Genomic DNA, 24,945 nt, shown 5'->3' with positions numbered 1-24,945 from the left:
CGCGCTATCCCATGGCGGCTTCCGGATCGTCATGTGGCGGTATAGGAAATAGGCTACGCGGGGCATCATCACCGAGACGGGACGCATGCGGATTTCAGACCTTGCAGCAGTGACAGCCACCACAGATACGACAGCGGCCAGCATGGAGCTGAGCTTTGGCCGCCAGTTGAAAATAGCCGCCGACAGTTTCTGGCAATCGGCCTCCCGCAACCGGATCATCGGCTTCGCGATCGCCCTCCTCGGCGTCATTCTGCTGACCGCCTATGGCACGGTGCTGCTGAACCAGTGGAACGCGCCTTTCTACAATGCGCTCGAACGACGCGATCTTCCCGCCTTCATCAAGGAACTGCAGAATTTCGCGGTGATCGCCGGCTGCCTCCTGCTGCTCAACGTCATCCAGACCTGGCTCAATCAAATGACGGCGCTGTCCATGCGTGAAGGTCTTTCCCGCGATGTCGTCGACCAGTGGCTGACCGACAGGCGCGCCTACCGCCTTTCTGTCTCAAGCCCGCTCGGCATCAATCCGGATCAGCGACTGCACGAGGACGCGCGCAAGTTGGCCGAGATGACCGCATCGCTGGCGATCGGCCTCGTGCAGTCGACGATCCTGCTCGCCTCCTTCGTCGGCGTCCTGTGGACGCTGTCCAACGACTTCGTCTTCCACGTCGACGGCCGCAGCTTTGCTATTCCCGGCTATCTCGTGTGGGGTGCGCTGCTCTATGCCACGGCGGCCGCCCTTCTCAGCCAACTCGTCGGCCGCAGCCTGTCGCGGCTCAACGCCGAGCGATATGCGAAAGAAGCAGATCTGCGTTTCGCCCTGATGCGCGCCAACGAAAATCTCGAGGCGATCACCTTGGCAAGGGCAGGCGAGACGGAGCGTCGCCATATCCACGAAACCATAGACACGGTGCTGGCCACCATTCGCCGTCTGGCGCTCGCGCTCACCAACCTTACCTGGGTAACGGCCGGCTTTGGCTGGTTGGCGATCGTGGTCCCGATCCTCATCGCCTCGCCGGCCTATTTCGCCGGCACGATCACGTTCGGCGGGCTGATGATGGCCGCGGCGGCCTTCACGCAGGTCTATTCGGCGCTGCGCTGGTATGTCGACAATTTCGGTCAGATCGCTGACTGGCAGGCCGCGCTGATGCGCGTCACGGTCTTCCGCGCCGCGTTGACGAGCCTCGACGGCGACGTCTCAGATAAGACATCAATTGTCCTTGAGACCGGTCCGACCGACAGTCTCGCCATAGAACGGCTGGAAGTCTGCGCTCGACCCACCACATCCGGCTGCGAAACCGGTTTTCGCTTGCATGAGCAAGATGCCGTGATCCGGTCCGGCGACCGCGTGATGATCAATGGCGACCACGGCATCAACCGGAAACTGCTGTTCAACGCGCTCGGCGGGCTCTGGACCGATGGCACCGGCATGATCCGCCTGCCGGAAGGGGAAGCGATCCACTTCGTTCCGCAACAGCCGTATCTGCCCGAAGGAAAACTGCGCAGTCTGCTGGTCTATCCGGCACCCTCGGCGGATTTCAGCGATACGGATATGGTCGCGGCGCTGACGCGCGTCGGCCTCGCCAATCTCTCGAGCCGTCTGGACGAGCGTAACCGCTGGGACCGGCAGCTCGACAAGGATGAACAGGCCGAACTTGCCTTTGCCGGCCTTCTGCTGCGACGTCCCCGCTGGATCGTCTTTGAGGAAGTCCTGGAAGGCTTGGAACCGGAAACGGTGGGCCGGCTCGTCGGCGTGATGCAGGACTTGTCCGACTCGACCCTGATCTATATCGGCCGTTCCGCGGCCTTCAACGAGGCGCTATCGCCGAAGCTCCTGCATCTGGAAAAACTGCCGACGGCACCGTGACCGACGGCCGGGGCCGTCAACCCTCCAACTCCTCGCGCAGCATTTCGAGCTCAAGCCATTCCTCTTCCATGCGGGTGATGTCCGCCCGCAGCTTTTCCATCTCGGCTGCAAGCCGGTTGAAGGTCGCCGGGTCCTTCGTGAAGAGGTTCGGATCGGCCATCTTCGCCTCGCGCGCGGCGATCTCGGCTTCCGCCTTTTCCATCTCCTTCGGCAGGTTTTCGAGCGCGAACTTCTGCTTGTAGGAGAGCTTACCTTTGCCCTTGTTTCCGCTCTCCGAGGTGGCGGTCGAGTTTGCGCTCGCCTTGGCTTTTTCTGCTTTCTCCACCCGCTTCCGCTCGTCCTCGGCGCCCTTGCGCTGGGCCAGCATGTCGGAATAGCCGCCGGCATATTCGATCCAGCGACCGTCCGGCTCCTCCGGATTGGCGGGCGCGATGGTCGATGTCACGGTCCGGTCGAGAAAGTCGCGGTCGTGGCTGACGAGAATGACCGTGCCCGGGTATCCGGCCACGATTTCCTGTAGAAGGTCGAGCGTCTCGATGTCGAGGTCGTTGGTCGGTTCGTCGAGGATCAAGAGGTTCGAAGGCTTCGCCATGATCCGCGCCAGCATCAGCCGGGCGCGCTCGCCGCCCGAGAGATTCTTGATTGGCGTACGGGCCTGCTCAGGCTGGAACAGAAAGTCCTTCATGTAGCCTGTCACGTGCTTCTGCTCGCCATTGACCAAGAGGTTCTCGCCGCGCCCGTCCGTCAGGTAGTGCGCCAGCGTGTCCTCGAGGTTCAGGTCCTCGCGCTTCTGGTCGAGCACGGCAATCTCAAGATTGGTGCCAAGCTTGATCGTGCCGCCGTCCGGCTCCAGTTGCCCCGTCAACATTTTCAGGAGCGTCGTCTTGCCGGCACCGTTCGGGCCGACGAGGCCGATACAGTCGCCCCGATGGACGCGGATCGAGAATGGTGCAACGATCGTCCGCTCGCCATACGCCTTGGTGATCTTGTCGGCCTCGATGACCAGCTTGCCGCTTTCCCTGCCCTCGGCAACCGAAGCCTGGATCGTGCCCTGCGGCCCCTTGTGGCCGCGATACTGGGCACGGAGATCCTGGAGGTTTCCGAGCCGGCGCATGTTGCGCTTGCGCCGCGCGGTGACGCCATAGCGCAGCCAATGTTCCTCGCGCTCGATCTGCCGCCCGAGCTTGTGCTGCTCGATTTCCTCTTCTTCCAGCACCTTGTCGCGCCATTCCTCGAAATGGCCGAACCCCTTGTCGAGCCGGCGCGACAAGCCGCGATCAAGCCACACGGTCGCCGTCGACACCTTTTCGAGGAACCGTCGGTCGTGCGAGATCAGAACGAGAGCGCTGCGGCTCTGCTGCAATTCCCCTTCCAGCCATTCGATCGTCGGCAGGTCCAGGTGGTTGGTCGGCTCGTCGAGCAGAAGAATATCCGGCTCCGGAGCCAGCACCCTCGCAAGCGCCGCCCGGCGCGCCTCGCCACCGGAAAGGCTCTTCGGGTCTTCCTCGCCGGTGAGACCCAGATGCGAGAAAAGATAAGTAACCCGGTAAGGATCGTCGCCCGGCCCGAGCCCTGCTTCCGCATAGGCCTGCACGGTCGAATACCCGTCGAAATCGGGAGCCTGCTCCAGATAGCGGATGGTGGACGACGGATGGCGGAACACCTCGCCCGACTGCGCCTCCACCATCCCGGCCGCAATCTTCATCAGCGTCGATTTGCCGGAGCCGTTACGGCCGACAAGGCAGATGCGGTCGCCCGGCTCCACCTGGAGGCCGGCGCCGGCGAGCAACGGCGTGCCGCCGAAGGAAAGCTGGATGTCGTCGAGTTTCAGGATGGGAGGTGCCAAGGGCTAGACTCCGGAAAGATCATAGGGGCGGGCGAGCAGCATGGCCCGGCCACGGGAAAGGGAAAGCGAGATCGGACCCTCTGCGACATTGGATATCGTCCGCGACGACCCGAAGGTCAGGTTGAAATCCTGAAGCGGATAACGCGCGTTGCGGATCGTCAGTCCTTCCAGCGCCGTGAAACCGAGCACTGAAAACAGGGCGCCCCGTGGCAATTCGAGAATGAGTTCGCTGCCGTCGGCAAAGGGATAGGCCTCTTCCTCGCCGGAGGTCAGCACCACTTCATACCCGTCTTCGGCGAGACCCAGAGCATTCAGATAGTGCTGCAGCGCATGATCGGAACGCTCTCCGCCGAGCGCGCCGGCGAAGATCAGCCGTGTCGCACCGGCCGCGATCGCTTCGGCGACGGCGATTTCCCCGTCGGTCGCGGCCTTGGCAGCAGGATAGGTGCGCCGCTCGACGCCCGGAAAATGCGCGATAAGGGCGGCGTCGCTGCTGTCGAAATCGCCGACCCACAACTCCGGGACCACACCCAGGCTTGCCGCATGCCGCATGCCGCTGTCGGCCGCGATCACACGGCTGCCCTCCGTCAGCGACCGGAGGCGATCGGTGACGGTGAGGTGGCCGCCGAGCAACAGGGTGAACGAAGTCGATGTCATGCGCCTGCCCTTAGCGCATCTTCGCGCAAAAGGGAAAGACGAATGCGGCGTCGCCGGCGTCGGTGACGCCCTGCTTGCGCGGAACCGGTCGCGTCACTAGGTTTCAGCCGGAAACGAACGAGGCTCGGATACAATGCAGTTTACCGGCACCGCCGACTATATCGCCGACAAGGATCTGATGATCGCCGTCAACGCCGCGATCCGGCTGGAACGGCCGCTGCTGGTGAAAGGCGAACCCGGCACCGGCAAGACCGAACTCGCCAGGCAGGTTGCAAAAGCCCTCGGCCTTGATGTCATTGAATGGAACATCAAGTCGACCACCAAGGCCCAGCAGGGTCTCTACGAATACGATGCCGTGTCGCGCCTGCGCGACAGCCAGCTGGGCGACGAGCGGGTCAACGACGTTTCGAATTATATCCGCAAGGGCAAGCTCTGGCAGGCGTTCGCGGCAGGCCGCAAGGTCGTGCTGCTGATCGACGAGATCGACAAGGCCGACATCGAGTTCCCCAACGATCTGCTCCAGGAACTCGACCGCATGGAATTCCATGTCTACGAAACCGGCGAGACCGTGAAGGCGGAAGTGCGTCCGATTGTCATCATCACCTCCAACAACGAAAAGGAACTGCCGGATGCCTTCCTGCGCCGCTGCTTCTTCCACTATATCCGCTTTCCCGATGCCGACACGCTCGCCCGTATCGTCGACGTCCATTATCCGGGCATCCGGAGCGATCTGCTGCGCAACGCGCTCACGAGGTTTTATGAAATCCGCGAAACACCCGGACTGAAGAAGCGGCCCTCGACATCGGAAGCGCTCGACTGGATCCGCCTGCTGGTCGCCGACGAGGTCGATCCCGCCGATCTTCGTGGCGACGCCAGGCAGGCCCTGCCGAAGCTCCACGGCGCACTTCTGAAGAACGAGCAGGACGTGCATCTTTTCGAGCGGCTGGCCTTCATGGCCAGGCGCGAAAACCGGTAACCACGACCGCACTGCGGCAACGTTTTTCGTTGATTCGCGCGCCGGACGGGCGTAAATCAGCCTCTCCTCGTGGTGATTTGGCCGGCCGGCTTGCAGCCACGTTAAACAAGTCGCTAAAGGGCCGAGGCAAGTTCAAAGACTTTCCGAGGACCGGTGGCGATGAAGAAGCCGCCGGTGTTTTTGTATGTGCGGTCAGCGACCGCCATGGCAAGGGAAGTCGAACAACATGCCGATCAGGATACCCGATACACTGCCCGCCTTTGAAACCCTCGTTCACGAGGGTGTGCGGGTGATGACAGAAACGGTTGCCGTCCGCCAGGACATCCGCCCGCTTCAGATCGGGCTTCTCAATCTCATGCCGAACAAGATCAAGACCGAGATCCAGTTCGCACGGCTGATCGGCGCCTCGCCGCTTCAGGTGGAGCTGTCATTGGTGCGCATCGGCGGCCACAAGGCCAAGAACACGCCCGAGGAGCACCTGTTGTCCTTCTACCAGACCTGGGACGAGGTGAAGGACCGCAAGTTCGACGGCTTCATCATCACCGGCGCGCCGGTCGAGACCTTGCCGTTCGAGGAGGTCACCTACTGGCCGGAACTCGAACAGATCCTCGACTGGACCACGACGAACGTGCATTCGACCATGAACGTCTGCTGGGGCGCCATGGCGGCGATCTATCATTTCAACGGCGTGCCGAAGCACACGCTGAAGGAAAAGGCGTTCGGTGTTTACCGGCACCGCAATCTGGCGCCGTCGTCCGTCTATCTCAACGGCTTCTCCGACGACTTCCAGGTTCCCGTCTCGCGCTGGACCGAGGTTCGGCGCGCCGACATCGAAAAGGTGCCGGACCTGAAAATCCTGCTCGAATCGGACGAGATGGGCGTCTGCCTCGTACACGAGAAGCGGGCGAACCGCCTCTATATGTTCAATCACATCGAATACGACTCGACCTCTCTGGGCGACGAGTATTTCCGCGACAAGTCGGCGGGAGTCCCGATCAAGCTGCCGCACAACTATTTCCCGCACAACGACGACACGCTGACGCCGCTCAACCGCTGGCGCGGCCATGCGCACCTGTTGTTCGGCAACTGGATCAACGAGATCTACCAGATGACACCTTACGACCTGAACGAGATCGGCAAGGAGGTTTGAGATGACAGAGCCGGTGATACGACCCCTCCAGGCGGCCGACGAAGCCGAGTGGCGTCGCCTGTGGAAGGCCTATCTCGCCTTCTACGATACCGAACTCCCCGAGGAGATCTACGCCTCCACCTTCTCCCGCCTCATCGGCGGGGGCGCCAACGAGTATCGCGGCCTTCTCGCCCTCGTCGACGGCAAGCCCGTCGGCCTCGCGCACTATCTCTTCCACCGCTCCTGCTGGCATATCGACAATGTGTGTTACCTTCAGGATCTGTTTGCCGATCCGGACGTTAGGGGCGTGGGGATCGGCCGCGCGCTGATTGAGGCCGTCTACGAGAAGGCACAGGCGGAAGGGTCGAAGGAGGTCTACTGGATGACGCAGGAATTCAATTCCACCGCCCGCCGCCTCTACGACCGCATCGCGGAAAAGACACCCTTCATCGTCTACCAGCAAAACTTTTAGGCCTCGATGTTCGTCCCGTTCTTCCTCAGGCTGAAGGAGGCAGGCGTTCCCGTAACGCTTCGCGAATTCCTCGCCTTGCTGGAAGGCATGCGCACCGGCATCGCCGATTTCGACGTCGAGGCCTTCTATTTTCTCGCCCGCGCGACGCTGGTGAAGGACGAGCGCCACATCGACCGCTTCGATCGCGTCTTCTCCGAAATCTTCGGTGGGCTCGAGGCCCTGTCCGGCACCGGCGACGGGATCGAGCCGACGGACATCCCCGAGGAGTGGCTGCGCAAGCTCGCCGAGAAACACCTCTCCGACGAGGACAAGGCGCTTATCGAGTCGCTGGGTGGCTTTGACAAGTTGATGGAAACGCTGCGCCAGCGACTCGAGGAACAGAAAGGCCGCCATCAGGGCGGCTCGAAATGGATCGGCACGGCAGGCACCTCGCCCTTCGGCGCCTATGGCTACAATCCCGAAGGTGTGCGCATCGGCCAGGAGGGCTCGCGCCACCGCCGCGCCGTGAAGGTCTGGGACAGACGCGAGTTCCGCAATCTCGACGACACGGTCGAACTCGGCACCCGCAACGTTAAGGTGGCGCTGCGTAGGCTGCGCCGTTTCGTCCGCGAAGGCGCCGCCGAGGAATTCGATCTCCAGGGCACGATCCAGGCGACCGCAGAGCACGGCTATCTCGATGTGAAGACGCGCCCCGAGCGGCGCAACGCCGTCAAGCTGCTGATGTTCTTCGACATCGGCGGCTCGATGGACGATCACGTCCGGGGCGTCGAGGAACTGTTCTCGGCCGCCCGCGCCGAATTCCGCCACATGGACTACTTCTACTTCCACAACTGTCTATACGAACGCGTCTGGACCGACGCCCGCCGCCGCCAGGTCGATACGATCGCCACCGAAGACCTCATCCGCACCCATGGCCCGGACTACCGCGTAATCCTCGTCGGCGACGCCGCCATGAGCCCTTACGAGGTCAGCCAGCCCGGCGGCTCGGTCGAGCACTGGAACATCGAACCGGGCGCGGCATGGCTGAACCGGCTGACCGGCCATTTCCGCAAATGCCTCTGGCTCAATCCGTTGCGCGAGGACTATTGGGGCTATACGGCATCGGTCGGCATGATACGGTCGCTGATGAACGGCCGCATGTTTCCCTTGACGCTCGGCGGCCTGGAAACGGCGGCGCGCGAGCTGTCGCGTTGAACAAAAATTCTGGGAGAACCCGCATGAGCAGACCCTCCATCGAAACCTTTGGCACGACGCCCTCAGGCGAATCCGTCGGGCGCGTGCGTCTCGAAGGCGGCGGGCTCACGGCATCGATCGTCACCTGGGGCGCCGTGATCCAGGATCTGCGCCTTGCCCGTCACGACGCGCCGCTTGTGCTCGGTTTCGACACGCTGGACGCCTACTTGAAGCACTCCCCCTACTTCGGCGCGACTCCCGGCCGCTGCTCGAACCGCATCGCCGGCGGACGCTTCACGCTTGACGGCAGGAGCTACCAGCTTGAACTGAACGAAGGCGCCTATGGCCACCTGCATGGCGGTAGCGACTGCATCGCGGTGCGCAACTGGACGATCGCCGACCTCGCGAAGGATCGCGTCGTCCTTGAGATCACCGATCCCGATGGCCGCGCCGGCTATCCCGGCAACTGCACGGTCCGGGCGACCTATCACCTGAAGCCGGAGGGAACGCTGTCGGTCGTCTACGAAAGCACGACCGACGCGCCGACGCTCGCCAATATCTGCCAGCACAGCTATTTCAACCTCGACGGCCAGGATGACGCGCTCGGCCACGATCTGATGATCGCCGCTGATCACTATCTCCCGGTCGATAACAGGCTCATTCCGACCGGCGAGATCAAGCCGGTGGAGGGCACCGCCTTCGACTTCCGCAAGCTCACACAGATGAAGCGCTTCGACGGCGACGCCCAGGTCCGCTACGACCACAATTTCTGCCTCTCCGCGAAGCGGCAGGCAAAGCGGAGCATCGCGCTTGCACGCAGCATCAATTCCGGCGTGTCGATGGAGGTCCGGACCACTGAACCTGGCGTGCAGTTCTACGCCGGAGTCTATCTCGACGTCCCTGTCCCCGGCCTCGAAGGCCGCAAATATGGCCCCTTTGCCGGCTTCTGCCTGGAAACCCAGACCTGGCCGGACGCCATCAATCACGAGAATTTCCCGAACGCCATCCTGCGGCCCGGCGAAGTTCTCCGCCAGGAAACCGACTACGTCTTCTCGAAGACCTGACGAACAGGCGACACCGGGGCGGAGTTAGTGCGACGGGCTGGCGAGTTTCATCAGCACCAGCCCGCTGATGATCAGGACGGCGGCGAGTATGCGGACAAGACCCGCAGGCTCGCCGAGCACCGCGATCCCGACGGTAAAGGCGCCGACGGCGCCGATGCCGGTCCAGATCGTATAGGCGGTCCCGAGCGGCAGGCTGCGCATGGAAAGCGACAGCAGCGCAAAGCTCACGATCATCGCCGCGACCGTCACCAGCGTGGGAACGACGCGCGTAAAACCGTCCGACTGTTTCATGGAGAAGGCCCACAGGATTTCGAACAGTCCTGCGGCGAAAAGATAGATCCAGGCCACGATTTTCTCCCGGTCAAGCAACCGGGCCGTCCCGGACATCTGCCCTTGAAGGGGGAGGACGTGGCCTCGCACACAACTATGTGGGGGTTTCCGGACGCGAGATCAAGAACACTTGAGACGTCGTCATCGACGCGGTTTCGATCAGAATATCGGGAGGAAAATTGGAGCGGGTGAAGCGATTCGAACGCTCGACCCCAACCTTGGCAAGGTTGTGCTCTACCCCTGAGCTACACCCGCTCACAGCGACGATCCGGGGGTAGTCGGTGGATCGAAGGTCACCGCGTTGCGGCGACGGGCGCTATATGGCTCAGTCCTTTTTCAAATGCAACAAGGAAATGACGAATCCGCGGAGAAAAAATTCATTGGTCCGAAAAGTCCCGGCAAACGCCCGGAAAACGGGGCACGCCAATGATTGCCAACCGCGCTCGCGGATCGTATCACCTCCACGCGCCTCCTTCCGGAAGCGCTGATGCAGCAGGCCGAAGGAACGAGAATGACCGACACCAGCGAAACCATCCCTCCGAAGACAGCCGAGGATCTCTTCCGCTTCCTCGACGACCTCGGGATCAGCCACAAGACGAAGTATCATCCCCCGGTCTTCACCGTCGCCGAATCGGTCTCGCTGCGCGACGAAATTCCCGGCGGCCATACGAAGAACCTGTTCGTGAAAGACAAGAAGGACAACTTCTTCCTTCTGACGGTCGAGGAAAACGCGTCCGTCGACCTGAAGACCGTGCACACGCTGATCGGCGCGGCGAGCAAGGTGTCATTCGGAAAACCGGAAAAGCTGATGGAGTATCTCGGCGTCATTCCGGGCTCTGTCACCGCCTTCGGCGCCATCAACGATACCGGCCATAACGTGACCTTCGTGCTCGATGCCGATCTGATGCGGGAGGAGATCATCAACTGCCATCCGCTCTCCAACGACGCCACCACCTCGATCGCCCGCGACGATCTTATTCGCTTCATGGAGGCGACGGGTCACACCCCGCTTGTCTTGAAAGTCACGGCCTGACATACGATCTTAGCGGCAACAGCCGGCGGCGGCCGAAAGAACACCGGGAGACCATCATGAGCGACAGCAACAACCCCTACGGCGGCGGCTACGGCGGCCAGATGACGGCCCAGGCTCGATTCTCAGAGGCACCGGCGGCTGCTGCGGGCGCAAGCCACGTGAAGGACACCACCACGGCCGGCTTTGCCAAGGACGTGATGGAAGAATCCCGACGGCAGCCGGTTCTGGTCGATTTCTGGGCACCATGGTGCGGCCCCTGCAAGCAGCTCGCACCGGTGATCGAGAAGGTCGTGAACGAGGCCGGCGGCCGGGTGAAGCTCGTCAAGCTCAACATTGACGACCATCCCTCCATTCCAGGCCAGCTCGGCATCCAGTCGATCCCCGCAGTCGTCGCTTTCGTCGATGGCCGCCCGGTCGACGGCTTCATGGGCGCGGTTCCCGAAAGCCAGGTACGCCAATTCATCGACCGTATCGCCGGTCCCGATGCCGGTGACGCCGGCGCGGCCGAGATCGAGGGTGCGCTCGAGGAAGCCCGCACGCTTCTTGCGGAAGGTGCTGTGCAGGAGGCTGCCCAGCTTTTCGGTGCCGTCCTCCAGGCAGACCCTCAGAATGCCGGCGCCTATGCCGGCATGGCCGAATGCATGATCGCCGCCAACCAGCACGCGCGCGCCAGCGAATTGCTGGCCAACGCGCCGGAAGAGCTGGCGAACGATCCAGCCGTCCAGGCGGTCAGGAAAAAGCTCGAGCTCTATGAGGAAGCCCGCAAGCTCGGCGATCCCGCGGCTCTTGAGCACGCCCTGGCGCTGAACCCCGACGACCACGAATCGCGCATGAAACTCGCCAAGATCCGCAATGTCGAGGGCAAGCGCGACGAGGCGGCCGACCACCTCTTGCTGATTATGAAGCGTGACCGCACCTTCGACGACGACGGCGGGCGCCGCCAGTTGCTCGAATTCTTCGACGCCTGGGGACCGAAGGACCCTGCCACGATCGCGGCTCGGCGAAAGCTGTCGTCCATCCTCTTCTCGTGACGCCGCGGCACCCTATCTAGCGATGGGACCTGCGTGGTGACAGGACGATGGGACGGTACGGCTCGGTCCCCGGAGCCGAAAGGACGTAAACAGGATGCAAGTCGGAAACGCACGCTATCTGGGCGCCGATGACCTCCCGGAGACATTGCCGGTCTTTCCGCTGGGCGGTGCGCTCCTTTTGCCCGCCGGCCAGCTCCCCCTGAACATTTTCGAGCCCCGCTATCTGGCGATGATAGATGCCGCGATCGCCACGGACCGGCTGATCGGCATGGTGCAACCCTCTCTCACCGAACCGTCGGAAGGCGAGACCGCGTCGCAGCGTCCTCCGCTCGCGACCGTCGGCTGCATCGGCCGCATCACCGCGCTCTCGGAGACCGGAGATGGGCGCTACATCATCTCGCTCAGCGGCATTTGCCGTTTCCGGCTTCTCGATGAAACGACGAAAAGCGAACCCTATCGCACGTTCCGGATCGTTCCCTTCATCTCCGACCTGACCTGCGAGGACGAGGAAGCGACCGTCAACCGTACGGCGCTGCTGGCCGCTTTCAGGGCCTACCTGATGGCCAACAAGCTTGAGGCCGACTGGGAGAGCGTCGAACGGGCGAGCAACCTCACCCTCGTCAACTCCCTCTCGATGATGTCACCCTTCGGTCCGGCCGAGAAGCAGGCCCTGCTGGAGGCGCCGGACCTGAAGACCAGGGCGGAAACGCTGATCGCCATCACCGAAATCGTGCTCGCCCGCAATTTCGGCGACGCCGACAATATTCTGCAGTGAGGTAACATGGACACGGACCTCGGCAAGGGCGGCGTCGACACCAAACTGCTCGACCTGCTCGTCTGTCCGCTGACCAAGGGCCGCCTTCACCACGACCGCGAGGCCAATGAACTGGTGTCCGAGAAGGCGAGGCTCGCCTACCCTATTCGCGATGGCATCCCGATCATGCTGGTGTCGGAGGCCCGCAAGATCGACGATTGACGCGGCAGCGTCTCAGAGCACCTGGCCGGCGAGCAGCCTGGGCGCCGGGCCGGACGTTCCGGCCGCCTCCGAAATGAAGTAGGACTTCAGCGCCGGGATACGGTCGACCACACCTAGACCCATGTCGCGCAGCACCCTGAGCGGACCGAAATCGTTCGAGAACAGCCGGTTCAGCACATCGGTCGTCACACCCATCCGGAAGGTATCGAAACGGCGCCAGGTCTGGTAGCGGTCCAGCACATCCAGCGCGCCGATGTCGAGACCCAGGCGATCCGCCTCGACCACCGTTTCCGCAAGCGCCGCCACGTCCTTGAAGCCTAGGTTGAGACCCTGGCCCGAGATCGGGTGGATGCCGTGTGCCGCATCGCCGGCCAGCGCCAGGCGCGGTGCGACGAAGGCGCGCGCCAGCGTCAGCCCCAGCGGAAAGGCCTGCTTCTTGCCGACCACCTTCAGCGCGCCGAGCTTGTGGCCGAACCGACGTTCCAGTTCATCCTCGAACACGAGATCGTCGGAGGCCACCAGCCGGTCTGCATCCTCGGTCCGCTCCGTCCAGACGAGCGAGGACCGGTTGCCCTTGAGCGGCAGGATTGCGAACGGGCCGGCGGGCAGGAAGTGTTCCTCCGCCGTTCCCTCGTGCGGCCGCTCATGCTCGACCGTGGTGACGATGCCGGACTGGCCGTATTGCCATTTGACGGTCTTGATCCCTGCCATATCGCGCAGTTTCGACCGTACCCCATCGCAGGCGACCACGAGGCGTGCCTCAAGGGTTTCCCCGTCCGACAGCATGAGCTTGGCACTCGCCGACCCGGCCGAAAACTCGGTGGCGCGGACCCCGTTGCGCACGGATATGCCGAGCCGCTCGCAGGCGCCCAGCAAGGCGCCGACCATGGCGGTGTTGGGGATCATGTGGGCAAAGGGGCGGCCGTCCTCGATCGCCCCGTCGAACGTCAGGAAAAGTGGACGCACGGGATCGCCTGTCTTCGAATCGGTGACGATCATCCGGTTGATCGGCTGCGCCTCCGGTTCGATCTCGTCCCAGAGCCCGAAAACCTCGAACATGCGGGTCGCCGCGGCGATAATGGCGGACGCGCGCGGATCGTTTCGCCATACGCCGGCGGGCGCCGCCTCGATGACCTCGACGGACAGATGCGGCGCCGCCTGCTTGACGGCGACGGCGGCCGCCAGGCCCACATATCCGCCTCCGACGATGATCATGTCCGGCATGTCGCTATCCTCGTCCTTTGTTTCGACCTCTGGGCGGTATATAGAACAGTCTCAGACCACATCCTAGAACCGGAACGCCTATTAAAATGTCGCAGCAACATGCAAGGTCCGCCGCCATGGATCAGCTCCTCGTCACGCTGGACCTTGAAAAGCTTGAGGAAAATCTGTTCCGCGGAAGTAGCCCCAAGGTTGGTTGGCAGAGGGTGTTCGGTGGTCAGGTGATCGCCCAGGCACTGGTTGCCGCGCAGCGCTGCGTCGAGCCGGATCGCCTCGTTCATTCCCTGCATGCCTATTTCATGCGGCCAGGCGATCCATCTATCCCCATTGTCTATCAGGTGGAGCGCATCAGGGACGGCGCCAGCTTCACCACCCGTCGGGTTGTGGCCATCCAGCACGGCAAGGCCATCTTCTCCATGTCCGCCTCGTTCCAGCTCGACGAGCCGGGTTTCGAGCACCAGGTCGATATCCCTGAGGTCACGCCGCCCGACAGCCTGATGGACGAACAGGAATTCCAGAAGTTGTTCCTGGCCGAGGCGCCGGAGAACGTGAAGCGATATTGGGGACGCGAACGCCCGGTCGAATTCCGCCCGACATCGATGGCGCACTACATCTCCAGGGAGAAGCTGGCACCGCAAGCGAATATCTGGGTGCGGACGACTGGCCCGGTGCCCGATGATCGCCCCCTTCAAGCGGCTGTTCTGGCCTACCTTTCCGACATGACACTGCTCGACACCTCGCTCTACGCGCACGGCACGTCGATCTTCGATCCGGATCTGCAGGTCGCCAGCCTCGACCACGCGATGTGGTTTCATCGCCCCTGCAGCCTCGACGACTGGCTCCTGTACACTCAGGACAGCCCAAGCGCATCGGGGGCGCGCGGAATGACCCGGGGAAGCATCTATAGCCGCTCCGGCGTATTGATCGCTTCGGTGGCCCAGGAAGGGTTGATCCGCAAAAAGGCAAATGCGTAATTTATAGGCAGAATCGCAAAACTGCCCAAATTTCGCCCGCTTATCGCCCGTTCAACTGCCTCTTTCTTGGCAGCATCATTTATAGTCTTTACTTTTCAATAACTTATTACGCCATTCGAATCTGGCACGCCCTTTGAATGTATCTCGCCAGTCGCTGCTGAATTGATCGCCAGCGGCCGGAGAGTCGGCCCCGTGCCGAAGATAAGCAAAGGATGGGAAACCAGATGAAGATTGTGATGGCCATTATTAAGCCGTTCAAGCTCGACGAGGTGCGCGAAGCCCTCACCGCGGTTGGCATCCAGGGCCTGACCGTGACGGAGGTCAAGGGCTATGGGCGCCAGAAGGGGCACACCGAAATCTATCGCGGCACCGAATACGCCGTCAGCTTTCTGCCGAAACTGAAGATCGAGATCGCCGTCGGCGGCGAGATGGTCGACAAGGCCGTGGAAGCGATCGCCTCCGCCGCCAAGACCGGCCAGATCGGCGACGGAAAGATTTTCGTCTACTCGATCGACCAGGCCGTGCGCATCCGCACCGGCGAAACCAATTCCGAAGCTCTTTGAAGACGGCTGTAAGGGGAGTCATTTCTGATGTCATTCACCAAGTTTTCCGCAACCCTCGGCGCCGCCGGCGCTGCGCTGCTGGCCCCGGCCATCGCCTTCGCGCAGGAAGCCGCACCGGCAGCTGCTGAAGCCGTGGCCGCCGCTCCGGTTCCGGACAAGGGCGATACCGCCTTCATGTTCCTCTGCACCATCCTGGTGCTGTTCATGCTGATGCCGGGCCTCGGCCTGTTCTACGGCGGCCTGGTCCGCGCCAAGAACATGCTGTCCGTTCTGATGCAGTGCACGGTCGTCGGCGCGGCGATCATGCTCGCCTGGGTCATCTACGGTTACTCGTTCGCCTTCGGCGGCTCGACCAACGCCTTCTTCGGCGGCACGGCCAAGCTGTTCCTGTCCGGCGTCACCATGGATTCCACGGCTGCGACCTTCTCGGACGCCGTCATTCCGGAGTTCATCTTCATCCTCTTCCAGATGACCTTCGCCGCCATCACCCCGGCGCTGATCGTCGGCGCCTTCGCGGAACGCATCAAGTTCTCCGCGTCGGTTCTGTTCTGCCTGCTCTGGGTCACCTTCGTATACTTCCCGATTGCCCACATGGTCTGGGACGCAAACGGCCTTCTCTTCGGCTGGGGCGCTCTCGACTTCGCCGGCGGCACCGTCGTTCACATCAACGCAGGTGTTGCAGGTCTCATCGGCGCGATCATGGTCGGCAAGCGTACCGGCTACGGCAAGGACATGATGGCTCCGCACTCCATGACCCTCACCCTCGTCGGTGCGGCCATGCTCTGGGTCGGCTGGTTCGGCTTCAACGCCGGCTCGAACCTTGAGGCTTCCGGCGGCGCGATGCTCGCAACCGTCAACACCTTCATCGCCACGGCTGCTGCGATCGTATCGTGGGTCGTTGTCGAAAGCTTCACCCGCGGCAAGGCTTCGATGCTCGGCGCCGCTTCGGGCATGATTGCCGGCCTCGTTGCCATCACGCCCGCTGCCGGTATTGCCGGTCCGATGGGCGCGATCATCATGGGTCTGCTCGTCTCGCCGATCTGCTACTTCTTCATCTCGGTGATCAAGAACAAGTTCGGTTACGACGACACCGCTGACGTCTTCGGCGTTCATGGCGTCGGTGGCTTCTTCGGCGCGCTGGCAACCGGCATCTTCGCCTCGTCCTCGCTGGGCGGCATCGGTTACGCCGAAGGCGTCACCATGGGCGGCCAGTTCATGACCCAGCTCTACGCGGTCCTCGTCACGATCGTCTGGTGCGGCATCGGCTCGGTGATCCTCTACAAGATCACCGACATCATCGTCGGCCTGCGCGTTCCGGTCGAAGCCGAGCGCGAAGGTCTCGACCTCGCCTCCCACGGCGAAGCCGCTTACCACTCGTAATAGGCGATCGCGCCGGCTGGCCGGCGCGGCTCGACCTTCAAAGAAGCCCGGATCGCAAGGTCCGGGCTTTTTTCGTTGCCGTCGCCGCCGGACGCTCCATGGTTAATGCCACATTAACCCTGGGCGACCTAGACTACCGACCGGTTTCGGTCTGTCCGCCTTGTTCAGGCGTGCCCGAAACGCGCGCTCCGAGTACAAGTCAAGGCAGGACCATGAGCAGAAGCCATTCGGCCCACGTGGAGGATCACTCCAACCGCTTCGCGCTGAGCGCATTCGTCATCCGGCAGTTGCTGGCGCTCGGAGGCTTCGCGATCTTCCTCCTGTTGATGCTCGCCGTCGCCGCCCTTGCGACCTGGAACGTCGCGGACCCCAGCTTTTCCTACGCCACCAGCAACGAGCCGACGAATATTCTCGGACGGCCGGGTGCCGCCTTCGCCGACATCATGATGCAGTTCCTCGGCCTCGCGAGCGTTCTGTCGCTGCTGCCCGTGCTGGCCTGGTCGCTGGCGCTCATCGCCGGCCGACGCATCTACCGGCTTCCCGCCCGGGTCGGCACCTGGGTTCTGGGCTCCCTGACAGCGGCCGCCTTGGTCGGCTGCGTGCCGCCGCCGGCCACGTGGCCGATCCCCAACGGCACCGGTGGCGTTCTCGGCGACATGCTTCTGCGCTTCCCCGCCCTCTTCATCGGCGCCTATCCGACCGGCACCGCCGGTCTGGTGATCGGATCCCTGTTCGCCCTTCCGACCCTGTGGCTCATGCTGTTTGCGTCCGGCCTGATCGGCAACGAGCCGCGCGAGGAAGATCTCGTTCCCCGCCAGGCTGCGCCGAAACGCCGCGAGGAACCGCGGCTCGACGACGACGAGGCGGAAGGTTTTGCCTTCGGCTCCCTGGCGCTCGGCGCCATGACCCATGGCTGGTACACCGCTCGCGCCCGCCTGCGCCGTCTGTTCGGCATGAAGTCTCGACCTCAGGACGACTTCGACCAGCCCTACGATTTCAACGAGGACGACGCCGACCACTTCGACCCGCCGCATCGTGCCCGCATGATCCACGAGCCCTCGCTTGACTCCGGCCTCGACGTCGCGCCCGAGCCCGCCCGCGTCCGGCCGAAGCCGATCATCGCTGCACCACCGGCCGCCACCCGCGCGGCGCCGCGCTTCGATGACGATCCGCCTTTCGATGTCGATGACATGCCCCTGCCGGCCGGCATCCTCTCCGATGACGACGATGACCTCGACGAGGTAAAACCGACCATCCGCGCCAGACCCGCGGACGATCGGGCACCCCAACGCGTCGCCGCCCCCGCGGCCCGGCCGAAGCCGGGTTCCCGCCTGGAGCGCGAGGCCCAGGGTTCCCTGATCCGTCCGGAAGGCTTCCAGCTTCCCTCCGTCCACCTCCTGGCCGAACCCAAGGCCGTTGCGCGCGATGCGACGCTGTCGAAGGACGCGCTGGAGCAGAATGCGCGCATGCTGGAAGGCGTGCTGGAAGACTTCGGCGTCAAGGGCGAGATCATCCACGTCCGCCCCGGCCCGGTGGTGACGCTCTACGAATTGGAGCCCGCCCCCGGCATCAAGTCCTCCCGCGTGATCGGCCTTGCCGACGACATCGCCCGCTCCATGAGCGCGATCGCCGCGCGCGTCGCCGTGGTGCCGGGCCGCAATGCCATCGGCATCGAACTGCCGAACCAGTCGCGCGAGACCGTGTACCTGCGCGAACTCGTCGCCTCGCGCGATTTCGAGACCAACAAGGCAAAACTCGCGATGGCGCTCGGCAAGACCATCGGCGGCGAGCCCGTCATCGCCGACCTCGCCAAGATGCCGCACCTCCTCGTCGCCGGTACCACCGGCTCCGGTAAGTCGGTCGCCATCAACACCATGATCCTGTCTCTCGTCTACCGGCTTCCGCCGGAGAAGTGCCGCCTCATCATGATCGACCCGAAGATGCTGGAACTTTCCATCTACGACGGCATTCCCCACCTGCTCTCGCCGGTCGTCACCGATCCCAAAAAGGCGGTCGTCGCGCTGAAGTGGACCGTGCGCGAGATGGAGGAACGCTACAAGAAGATGTCGAAGATCGGCGTTCGCAACATCGACGGCTTCAATTCCCGCGTCGAGCAGGCCATCGCCAAGGGCGAGGTGCTGACGCGCACCGTGCAGACCGGCTTCGACCGCCAGACCGGCGAAGCCATGTACGAGACCGAGGAATTCGATCTCCAGCCGATGCCCTACATCGTCGTCATCATCGACGAAATGGCCGACCTGATGATGGTCGCCGGCAAGGATATTGAAGGTGCTGTCCAGCGTCTGGCGCAGATGGCCCGCGCCGCCGGGATCCACGTGATCATGGCGACCCAGCGTCCGTCGGTCGACGTCATTACGGGTACGATCAAGGCGAACTTCCCGACCCGCATCTCCTTCCAGGTGACGTCCAAGATCGACAGCCGCACCATCCTTGGCGAGCAGGGCGCCGAACAGCTGCTCGGCATGGGCGACATGCTCTACATGGCCGGTGGCGGCCGCATCCAGCGCGTCCACGGCCCCTTCGTCTCCGACAACGAGGTCGAGGAAATCGTCGCCTACCTCAAGACCCAGGGCGCGCCGGAATATCTCGATGCGATCACCATCGATGACGACGACGAGGATGAAGGCGGCGGCCCGGCCGGCACCTCGAACCTGTCGGAATCCGATGATCCCTACGATCAGGCAGTCGCCGTCGTCCTGCGTGACGGAAAGGCCTCGACCTCCTATATCCAGCGCAGGCTCGGCATCGGCTACAACCGTGCGGCCTCGATCATCGAGCGCATGGAGAAGGAAGGCCTCGTCGGCCCGGCCAACCACGCCGGCAAGCGGGAAATCCTCGTGCCGACCGAAAGCGACATTATCGAACGATAGGCCGCGGGCGAAAAATGCGCGTCACGAAGACGCCGCGATTTTCGCCCATGAGAGGCCAGCAAAGGAGAATCGAATGACCGCCAACAGCAAGTTCCGCCCGGGTTCAGCCCTGTCACCGATCTCGCGCCGTGCCTTTGTCGCCGGCGCGGCCGCGGCTGGTGCCTGCCTCTGGCTGAACGCGCCGATGGCGCTCGCCGCCTCGGGTCCGCCCGAAGAAGCGCAGAGGGTCGCAGACCATTTCTCCTCGGTGAAGACGATGATGGGCGAGTTCGTCCAGTTCGGCCCGCGCGGCGAGCAGACCGGCGGCAAGTTCTACATCGAGCGCCCCGGCAAGCTGCGCTTCAACTACGAGAACCCGTCGCCGATGCGCGTCATCTCGGATGGACGCAACGTCGTGATCGGCAACATGAAGCTGAAGACCTGGGACATCTATCCGCTGTCGAAGACACCGCTCAGCCTGCTTCTCTCCGACCGCATCGACCTCAATCACCAGATGGTCCGCGGCGTCAAGCAGGAGGCCGACCTGACGACGATCGTGCTCGGCGACCGGACGATCTTCGGCGATTCGACCATCACCCTGATGTTCGACCCGAAGAGCTTCGAACTGCGCCAGTGGACCATCACCGACGCGCAGGCCAAGGACACCACGGTCATGATCTTCAACGTCCAGACCGGCGTGAACTTCGATGCCCGCGTCTTCGAGGTCCCCTATGCCGACGTCCACAAGCGCGGCGGCTAACGACAAGGGATAACCAGGCGCCGGCCCGCGTTTTGCCGGCCCGGCTCTGGCTTTGCGCCGCATCCCCCGTTAAGTTCCGCCGCATCTTTGATAGCGTATGGACTGTCGGCGCATGGCCTTTTCCCTGACCACCTGGAACATCAATTCGGTACGGCTTCGCCTTCCCATCGTCGAACACTTCCTGAAACTGAAGAATCCGGACATTCTCTGCCTGCAGGAGATCAAGTGCCTGGAAGACCAGTTTCCGGCCGACGCGTTCAGGGCCCTCGGCTACGAGCACATCATCCTGCACGCCCAGAAGGGCTATCACGGTGTCGCGACCATCTCGAAGCTGCCGCTGACGGAGGACTACAGGCACAATTACTGCGGAGTCGGCGATGCGCGCCATATCTCCGCGATTTTCGAACGCGGCGGCCGGCGCATTCGGCTCCACAATTTCTATGTCCCGGCCGGCGGCGACGAGCCGGACCGGACCATCAATCCGAAATTCGGCCACAAGCTGGATTTCGTCGAGGAGATGAAGGTGCTGCGTTCGGATGCCGAGGCCGACACCTCGTCAATTCTCGTTGGCGATCTCAACATTGCGCCGCTTGAAAACGACGTCTGGTCGCACAAGCAGATGCTGAAGATCGTCTCGCACACGCCGGTCGAGACCGAGGGCATGATTGAAATCATCCGGGCTGGAAACTGGGTGGATCTCATGCGACAGAACGTCGATCCTTCCGAGAAGATCTACACCTGGTGGAGCTACCGCGCCAAGGACTGGGCCGCTGCGGACCGGGGCCGCAGGCTTGACCATATCTGGTCATCGCCGGATCTCGGACCGAGGCTGCAAGACATTGAGATCCTGCGCGAAGCGCGTGGCTGGGAGCGGCCGTCGGACCACGTCCCCGTCACCGCCACCTTCGATCTTTGAATCGGACGTTCGGCGCTACTGGAAACGATGCTGTAGCGCCGACGCCTGTTGCGCGAGTGCTGCGATCGTATCACGGATACGGTTTTCGACGGTGCGCGCCATCTCGGGATACTCCTCGATCAGGCGATGAAAGAGCGCGCGCGTGATGCGGATCACGTCGCCTTCCTCGAGCGCTACGGCCGTGAATTTCCGTTCCACCATCGTAGCAAGCGCAAGCTCGGAGAGAAGCGTTCCCTCGCCGACCACGCTCTCGATCACCTTGCCGCCATCCCGACCTTTTCTGGAAAGCTCGAAACGGCCTCCGGCGACGATATAGGCGCTCTCCGCCGGCGCGCGCTCCTGGAACAGCACCTCGCCGGCTTTGACCCGCCGGTGCTCCGCGCCAAAGGCGATCAGCCGCAACTGCTCGCGATCAAGGCCTTGAAAAAGAGGAACCGCAGCCAGCAGCGCTATGTCGTCGTTGAGCGCCATCCGGCAGCCTCCTGTCAGGGTATGATCTTATAGCCACCGTTTTCGGTGACCAGAATCTCTGCGCGCGAGGGATCGCGCTCGATCTTCTGCCGCAGACGATAGACATGCGTCTCGAGCGTGTGCGTCGTCACGCCGGAGTTATAGCCCCAGACCTCTTCCAGCAAGACGTCGCGTGTCACCACCTTCTGGCCGGCGCGATAGAGGTAACGAATGATCGCGGCCTCCTTTTCGGTGAGGCGGATCTTCTTGCCGTCTTCCGTCGTCAGCAGCTTCTGGCTGGGCTTGAAGATATATGGCCCGACGCCGAACGTCGCGTCCTCGCTGTTCTCGTGCTGGCGCAACTGCGCGCGGATGCGGGCAAGCAGCACTGCGAACCGGAAGGGTTTCGTCACATAATCGTTGGCACCCGCCTCCAGCCCCAGGATCGTGTCCGAATCGGTATCATGTCCCGTGAGCATGATCACGGGCGCCTTGAAGCCGTTCTTCCTCAGAAGCTTGACCGCCTCGCGACCGTCCATATCCGGCAGGCCCACATCCATGATCATCAGGTCGACCTGCCCGGTCCTGACCGCCTGGATCGCCTTGGTGGCGTTGGCCTCGTCCATCAGGGAAAATTCCTCATAGAGCGAGAGTTGCTCCACCAGCGTGCCGCGGAGATCGTCATCGTCATCGACCAGAAGAATGGTACGCGCGGTCATCTCGTTTAACTCCCTTGTCTGCCCGGCCGGACTTCGCATGCCGTTCCGTGGCACGACCAGAACACAATAGCGTGTTGCTCTTGGTGCGGTGCTATGAATACACTCCAATTCACAGGCAAAGCAAAATCTCGTGAGCGAAATGGGGCGGAAACCGCGCGGTATCAAGGGCAAGACGACGCCGATCGTCGTCAGGACGGCCCCGCGTGACAGGTGCCGCGCGATTTTGCAGTTCGGCAGCCTCCGTTTGCCGGCGGCGCTTGGCCGCTCAGGCATCACCAGCCGCAAGCGCGAAGGAGATGGCGCTACGCCGAGGGCGGTCATGCCGGTTCTGGATTCCTATCGCCGCGGCGAGCGACGCCTCGCCCTGCTGTCGCAACTCCCTGTGAAACGCATCCGCCCCGATATGCTGTGGTGCGACGATCAACGTCATCCTGCCTACAATCGGCCGGTCAAAGCGCCTTTTCCCGCCGGTCATGAGAAGCTCCGGCGTTCCGATCATCTCTATGACATCTGCATCGTGCTTGACTGGAACATCCGAAGCCGCCGGCGCGGTTGCGGCTCTGCCATCTTCTTCCATATCGCCCGCCCGAACTATTCTCCGACAGAAGGATGCGTCGCAATCTCGTTCAGGGACATGCAGCGCCTGCTGCCGAAACTGACGAAGGGCACGCGGCTGATCGTCCGGTAATGCCCTTCCATGCCCGCCCGGACTACCTATGTAGGGAATGCAGAATTGCCGGCCGCCCGGCCCGGCCTTTGTTCTTTTCCGTTTCACGAAGGATGTTTCACATGACCGATCAACCCATGATCACCCTTAATGACGGCAACGCCATCCCGCAGGTCGGCCTCGGCGTCTGGCAGACGCCGAACAACGAGGCGGCGCCTGCCGTGAAGGCGGCACTCGATGCCGGTTACCGCCACGTCGATACCGCCGCCGTCTACGAAAACGAGGAAGGCGTCGGCGAAGGCATCCGCCAGTCGGGCGTTTCCCGCGGCGATATCTTTCTCACCACCAAGCTCTGGAACGGCGACCAGGGCTACGACCAGACGCTGAAGGCCTTCGATGCCAGCCTGAAGCGGCTTGGCACCGACTATGTCGATCTCTACCTGATCCACTGGCCGTCACCGAACCGCGGCCTGTTCGTCGATACCTGGAAGGCCTTCGTGAAGCTCAAGGAGGAAGGCCGCGTCAAGTCGATCGGCGTATCAAACTTCTATCCCGAGCACATCGAGAAGATCGTTGGCGAAACCGGCGTCGTGCCTGTCATCAACCAGATCGAGCTGCATCCGGATTTCCAGCAGAAGACCGCACGCGCTTTCCACGAGAAGCACGCGATCGCCACCCAGTCCTGGAGCCCGCTCGGCCAGGGCAAGCTCCTGAACAACCCGGTCATCGGCAAGATCGCCACGCGCCTCGGCCGCACGCCGGCGCAGGTGATCATCCGCTGGCACATAGAGAAGGGCCTCGTGGTGATCCCGAAATCGGTGACGCCGTCGCGCATTCGGGAAAACTTCCAGGTCTTCGATTTCGGCCTCCCGGCCGCCGACATCGCAGCGCTGGATGCTCTGGACAGCAAGGACGCCCGCATCGGCCCGGATCCGAAGACGGCAACCTTCTGATTCACGCGAGACAGGATCGGGCGAGCGTAGGATCGCCCGATCCGTGTCAGAGACTGACCAGAATGGCGCCTGCGGCAACGACGATGCAGGAGAACAGTCGTCTCGGAGTCAGCCGTTCGCCGAGGAATAGCGTCCCAATAAGCACGGCGAAGACGACGCTCGTCTCCCGTACAGCGGTCACGAGGCCGGCCGGGGCGAAGGAATAGGCCGCGACCACGAGGCCATAGGCCGCCATGGCCACGACCCCTCCCGCCACGGCCTTCCAGGTCAGGGGCGAGGACAGGTCGATCCTGAGCCGCCGTCTGGCGACCAGATAGCTCAGAGCCAGCATCACACCAAAAAGGAAAAGCACCCACATGGCGTAGGCAACGGGGTTATTGACTTCGCCCACGCCCCTGGAATCGACCGTCGAGTAGCAGGCGATGATCAGCGCCGTCGCGAACGCAAAGGCAAGCGACGAGGTCACCGCCCGTCCCTTGCCGAACGACAGGCTCATGATACCGGCCGCCACCAGCAGCACGCCGGCACTCTGCCAGAGCCCGAGCACCTCGCCGAAAAGAACGAATCCTCCGACAGACACGAGCAGCGGTACCGTTCCCCGTACGATCGGATAGACTTGTCCGAGTTCGCCATGTCGATAGGCCGCCACCAGGAAGTGGCTGTAGGCGACCTGCAGCACCGACGAGGCGAGAATGAACGGCCACGCCGAGGCACCCGGCAGAGGGAAATAGAGAATAAACGGCAGCGCTATGACGGAGCCCGCGAGACTCATCACCGTCACCGACCACAGCCGGTCGGCGCCGGTCCGAAGGAACGCATTCCAGCTCGCATGCAGGATGGCGGCGATGAGCGCGAGAAGAACCGCGATGGTGCTCACGAGGCCACCATCGGTGGGCCGGACCGGTCGCGGTCCGCAGTCGG

General features: G+C 63.0%; 25 protein-coding genes, 1 tRNA gene and 1 riboswitch. Of the genes, 18 read left to right on the top strand and 8 right to left on the bottom strand.

The features are described from left to right. The first annotated feature begins 85 nt into the window (after positions 1-85). Entirely contained in the window at positions 86-1,864 is a 1,779-nt protein-coding gene (locus J5J10_RS18765) for an ABC transporter ATP-binding protein/permease (RefSeq protein WP_211931032.1), read from the top strand. Positions 1,865-1,880: 16 nt separating this feature from the next. Here the strand turns inward: J5J10_RS18765 and J5J10_RS18760 are convergent, their stop codons facing one another. After that, the gene (locus J5J10_RS18760; RefSeq protein WP_211931031.1) at positions 1,881-3,710 is read right to left on the bottom strand and encodes an ABC-F family ATP-binding cassette domain-containing protein; all 1,830 of its coding nucleotides are present in this window, start codon (positions 3,708-3,710) and stop codon (positions 1,881-1,883) included. 3 nt (positions 3,711-3,713) lie between these two features. After that, a complete protein-coding gene (locus J5J10_RS18755) occupies positions 3,714-4,367 on the bottom strand; it encodes a thiamine diphosphokinase (RefSeq protein WP_211931030.1) in 654 nt (217 codons plus the stop codon). 133 nt (positions 4,368-4,500) lie between these two features. On the opposite strand from J5J10_RS18755, the gene J5J10_RS18750 reads away from it, so the two are divergent. The 5 genes from J5J10_RS18750 to J5J10_RS18730 all read left to right on the top strand — a co-directional run bounded on the left by J5J10_RS18750 (position 4,501) and on the right by J5J10_RS18730 (position 9,181). After that, on the top strand, positions 4,501-5,343 hold the full coding sequence (locus J5J10_RS18750; protein WP_211931029.1) for a MoxR family ATPase: 843 nt from the start codon (positions 4,501-4,503) through the stop codon (positions 5,341-5,343). 59 nt (positions 5,344-5,402) lie between these two features. After that, a riboswitch (SAM riboswitch) is annotated at positions 5,403-5,480 on the top strand. Positions 5,481-5,569: 89 nt separating this feature from the next. Continuing rightward, complete coding sequence (gene metA, locus J5J10_RS18745; RefSeq protein WP_211931028.1) at positions 5,570-6,493, top strand: homoserine O-succinyltransferase; 924 nt, start codon at positions 5,570-5,572, stop codon at positions 6,491-6,493. Position 6,494: 1 nt separating this feature from the next. Then, on the top strand, positions 6,495-6,944 hold the full coding sequence (locus J5J10_RS18740) for a GNAT family N-acetyltransferase (RefSeq protein ID WP_211931027.1): 450 nt from the start codon (positions 6,495-6,497) through the stop codon (positions 6,942-6,944). 6 nt (positions 6,945-6,950) lie between these two features. Next, positions 6,951-8,138, top strand: a complete 1,188-nt coding sequence (locus J5J10_RS18735; protein WP_211931026.1) for a VWA domain-containing protein — start codon at positions 6,951-6,953, stop codon at positions 8,136-8,138. 23 nt (positions 8,139-8,161) lie between these two features. Further along, on the top strand, positions 8,162-9,181 hold the full coding sequence (locus tag J5J10_RS18730) for an aldose epimerase family protein (RefSeq protein WP_211931025.1): 1,020 nt from the start codon (positions 8,162-8,164) through the stop codon (positions 9,179-9,181). 24 nt (positions 9,182-9,205) lie between these two features. Here the strand turns inward: J5J10_RS18730 and J5J10_RS18725 are convergent, their stop codons facing one another. Together J5J10_RS18725 and J5J10_RS18720 are read right to left on the bottom strand one after the other, a co-directional pair. Next, positions 9,206-9,529: a multidrug efflux SMR transporter gene (locus J5J10_RS18725; RefSeq protein ID WP_211931024.1), complete on the bottom strand. Its 324-nt coding sequence runs from the start codon at positions 9,527-9,529 to the stop codon at positions 9,206-9,208. A gap of 162 nt (positions 9,530-9,691) precedes the next feature. Further along, positions 9,692-9,766 (bottom strand) — tRNA-Gly (locus tag J5J10_RS18720). A gap of 256 nt (positions 9,767-10,022) precedes the next feature. Here J5J10_RS18720 and J5J10_RS18715 point away from each other — a divergent pair. From J5J10_RS18715 to J5J10_RS18700, 4 genes are all read left to right on the top strand, one after another. Continuing rightward, the gene (locus J5J10_RS18715; RefSeq protein WP_211931023.1) at positions 10,023-10,544 is read left to right on the top strand and encodes a prolyl-tRNA synthetase associated domain-containing protein; all 522 of its coding nucleotides are present in this window, start codon (positions 10,023-10,025) and stop codon (positions 10,542-10,544) included. Positions 10,545-10,600: 56 nt separating this feature from the next. Further along, positions 10,601-11,575 (top strand): thioredoxin, encoded by a 975-nt coding sequence (trxA, locus tag J5J10_RS18710; protein ID WP_211931022.1) that lies wholly within the window; start codon positions 10,601-10,603, stop codon positions 11,573-11,575. A 94-nt stretch (positions 11,576-11,669) separates the two neighbouring features. After that, complete coding sequence (locus J5J10_RS18705; RefSeq protein WP_211931021.1) at positions 11,670-12,350, top strand: LON peptidase substrate-binding domain-containing protein; 681 nt, start codon at positions 11,670-11,672, stop codon at positions 12,348-12,350. Between the two features lie 6 nt (positions 12,351-12,356). Then, entirely contained in the window at positions 12,357-12,551 is a 195-nt protein-coding gene (locus J5J10_RS18700; RefSeq protein ID WP_208547763.1) for a Trm112 family protein, read from the top strand. A 12-nt stretch (positions 12,552-12,563) separates the two neighbouring features. Here J5J10_RS18700 and J5J10_RS18695 read toward each other — a convergent pair whose 3' ends face one another. Beyond that, positions 12,564-13,817 carry a ubiquinone biosynthesis hydroxylase gene (locus tag J5J10_RS18695; protein ID WP_349252095.1) on the bottom strand — a complete coding sequence of 418 codons (1,254 nt, stop codon included), beginning with the start codon at positions 13,815-13,817 and terminating at the stop codon, positions 12,564-12,566. Positions 13,818-13,861: 44 nt separating this feature from the next. Here J5J10_RS18695 and tesB point away from each other — a divergent pair, with 44 nt between their 5' ends. From tesB to J5J10_RS18665, 6 genes are all read left to right on the top strand, one after another. Further along, positions 13,862-14,746: an acyl-CoA thioesterase II gene (gene tesB / locus J5J10_RS18690; protein ID WP_211931019.1), complete on the top strand. Its 885-nt coding sequence runs from the start codon at positions 13,862-13,864 to the stop codon at positions 14,744-14,746. Positions 14,747-14,958: 212 nt separating this feature from the next. After that, the gene (locus J5J10_RS18685) at positions 14,959-15,309 is read left to right on the top strand and encodes a P-II family nitrogen regulator (RefSeq protein ID WP_281436198.1); all 351 of its coding nucleotides are present in this window, start codon (positions 14,959-14,961) and stop codon (positions 15,307-15,309) included. A 27-nt stretch (positions 15,310-15,336) separates the two neighbouring features. After that, complete coding sequence (locus J5J10_RS18680; protein WP_208547767.1) at positions 15,337-16,689, top strand: ammonium transporter; 1,353 nt, start codon at positions 15,337-15,339, stop codon at positions 16,687-16,689. Positions 16,690-16,901: 212 nt separating this feature from the next. Continuing rightward, the gene (locus J5J10_RS18675; RefSeq protein WP_211931018.1) at positions 16,902-19,580 is read left to right on the top strand and encodes a DNA translocase FtsK; all 2,679 of its coding nucleotides are present in this window, start codon (positions 16,902-16,904) and stop codon (positions 19,578-19,580) included. A 73-nt stretch (positions 19,581-19,653) separates the two neighbouring features. Continuing rightward, entirely contained in the window at positions 19,654-20,319 is a 666-nt protein-coding gene (locus tag J5J10_RS18670) for an outer membrane lipoprotein carrier protein LolA (RefSeq protein WP_211931017.1), read from the top strand. Between the two features lie 112 nt (positions 20,320-20,431). Further along, positions 20,432-21,235: an exodeoxyribonuclease III gene (locus J5J10_RS18665; RefSeq protein ID WP_211931016.1), complete on the top strand. Its 804-nt coding sequence runs from the start codon at positions 20,432-20,434 to the stop codon at positions 21,233-21,235. A gap of 15 nt (positions 21,236-21,250) precedes the next feature. Here J5J10_RS18665 and J5J10_RS18660 read toward each other — a convergent pair whose 3' ends face one another. Further along, entirely contained in the window at positions 21,251-21,706 is a 456-nt protein-coding gene (locus tag J5J10_RS18660; RefSeq protein WP_211931015.1) for a cyclic nucleotide-binding domain-containing protein, read from the bottom strand. Positions 21,707-21,720: 14 nt separating this feature from the next. After that, on the bottom strand, positions 21,721-22,404 hold the full coding sequence (locus tag J5J10_RS18655; protein ID WP_208547772.1) for a response regulator transcription factor: 684 nt from the start codon (positions 22,402-22,404) through the stop codon (positions 21,721-21,723). A 139-nt stretch (positions 22,405-22,543) separates the two neighbouring features. Here J5J10_RS18655 and J5J10_RS18650 point away from each other — a divergent pair, with 139 nt between their 5' ends. Together J5J10_RS18650 and J5J10_RS18645 are read left to right on the top strand one after the other, a co-directional pair. Continuing rightward, positions 22,544-23,092 carry a L,D-transpeptidase family protein gene (locus tag J5J10_RS18650; protein ID WP_211931014.1) on the top strand — a complete coding sequence of 183 codons (549 nt, stop codon included), beginning with the start codon at positions 22,544-22,546 and terminating at the stop codon, positions 23,090-23,092. A 101-nt stretch (positions 23,093-23,193) separates the two neighbouring features. Continuing rightward, complete coding sequence (locus tag J5J10_RS18645; RefSeq protein ID WP_211931013.1) at positions 23,194-24,024, top strand: aldo/keto reductase; 831 nt, start codon at positions 23,194-23,196, stop codon at positions 24,022-24,024. A gap of 46 nt (positions 24,025-24,070) precedes the next feature. On the opposite strand, the gene J5J10_RS18640 is transcribed toward J5J10_RS18645, so the two are convergent. Then, positions 24,071-24,901, bottom strand: coding sequence for an EamA family transporter (locus J5J10_RS18640; protein ID WP_208547775.1), 831 nt, complete (start codon positions 24,899-24,901; stop codon positions 24,071-24,073). Positions 24,902-24,945: the final 44 nt, after the last annotated feature.

It is taken from the genome of Ciceribacter sp. L1K23, assembly GCF_018122705.1.
In the GTDB taxonomy this organism is placed as follows: Bacteria; Pseudomonadota; Alphaproteobacteria; order Rhizobiales; family Rhizobiaceae; genus Allorhizobium.
Note: the sequence above shows the minus strand (reverse complement) of the source record. Positions and strands in the feature narration are given on the sequence as shown.

Excerpts from the sequence above, each read along its gene's own strand:
- J5J10_RS18735 (WP_211931026.1), top strand. The coding sequence starts at position 6,951 with ATGTTCGTCCCGTTCTTCCTCAGGCTGAAGGAGGCAGGCGTTCCCGTA.
- J5J10_RS18715 (WP_211931023.1), top strand. The coding sequence starts at position 10,023 with ATGACCGACACCAGCGAAACCATCCCTCCGAAGACAGCCGAGGATCTC.
- J5J10_RS18755 (WP_211931030.1), bottom strand. The coding sequence starts at position 4,367 with ATGACATCGACTTCGTTCACCCTGTTGCTCGGCGGCCACCTCACCGTC.
- J5J10_RS18645 (WP_211931013.1), top strand. The coding sequence starts at position 23,194 with ATGACCGATCAACCCATGATCACCCTTAATGACGGCAACGCCATCCCG.
- J5J10_RS18650 (WP_211931014.1), top strand. The coding sequence starts at position 22,544 with ATGGGGCGGAAACCGCGCGGTATCAAGGGCAAGACGACGCCGATCGTC.
- metA (WP_211931028.1), top strand. The coding sequence starts at position 5,570 with ATGCCGATCAGGATACCCGATACACTGCCCGCCTTTGAAACCCTCGTT.
- J5J10_RS18740 (WP_211931027.1), top strand. The coding sequence starts at position 6,495 with ATGACAGAGCCGGTGATACGACCCCTCCAGGCGGCCGACGAAGCCGAG.
- J5J10_RS18685 (WP_281436198.1), top strand. The coding sequence starts at position 14,959 with ATGGGAAACCAGATGAAGATTGTGATGGCCATTATTAAGCCGTTCAAG.
- J5J10_RS18700 (WP_208547763.1), top strand. The coding sequence starts at position 12,357 with ATGGACACGGACCTCGGCAAGGGCGGCGTCGACACCAAACTGCTCGAC.
- J5J10_RS18675 (WP_211931018.1), top strand. The coding sequence starts at position 16,902 with ATGAGCAGAAGCCATTCGGCCCACGTGGAGGATCACTCCAACCGCTTC.
- J5J10_RS18660 (WP_211931015.1), bottom strand. The coding sequence starts at position 21,706 with ATGGCGCTCAACGACGACATAGCGCTGCTGGCTGCGGTTCCTCTTTTT.
- J5J10_RS18655 (WP_208547772.1), bottom strand. The coding sequence starts at position 22,404 with ATGACCGCGCGTACCATTCTTCTGGTCGATGACGATGACGATCTCCGC.
- J5J10_RS18670 (WP_211931017.1), top strand. The coding sequence starts at position 19,654 with ATGACCGCCAACAGCAAGTTCCGCCCGGGTTCAGCCCTGTCACCGATC.
- J5J10_RS18750 (WP_211931029.1), top strand. The coding sequence starts at position 4,501 with ATGCAGTTTACCGGCACCGCCGACTATATCGCCGACAAGGATCTGATG.
- J5J10_RS18665 (WP_211931016.1), top strand. The coding sequence starts at position 20,432 with ATGGCCTTTTCCCTGACCACCTGGAACATCAATTCGGTACGGCTTCGC.
- tesB (WP_211931019.1), top strand. The coding sequence starts at position 13,862 with ATGTCGCAGCAACATGCAAGGTCCGCCGCCATGGATCAGCTCCTCGTC.
- J5J10_RS18705 (WP_211931021.1), top strand. The coding sequence starts at position 11,670 with ATGCAAGTCGGAAACGCACGCTATCTGGGCGCCGATGACCTCCCGGAG.
- J5J10_RS18680 (WP_208547767.1), top strand. The coding sequence starts at position 15,337 with ATGTCATTCACCAAGTTTTCCGCAACCCTCGGCGCCGCCGGCGCTGCG.
- J5J10_RS18765 (WP_211931032.1), top strand. The coding sequence starts at position 86 with ATGCGGATTTCAGACCTTGCAGCAGTGACAGCCACCACAGATACGACA.
- J5J10_RS18730 (WP_211931025.1), top strand. The coding sequence starts at position 8,162 with ATGAGCAGACCCTCCATCGAAACCTTTGGCACGACGCCCTCAGGCGAA.
- trxA (WP_211931022.1), top strand. The coding sequence starts at position 10,601 with ATGAGCGACAGCAACAACCCCTACGGCGGCGGCTACGGCGGCCAGATG.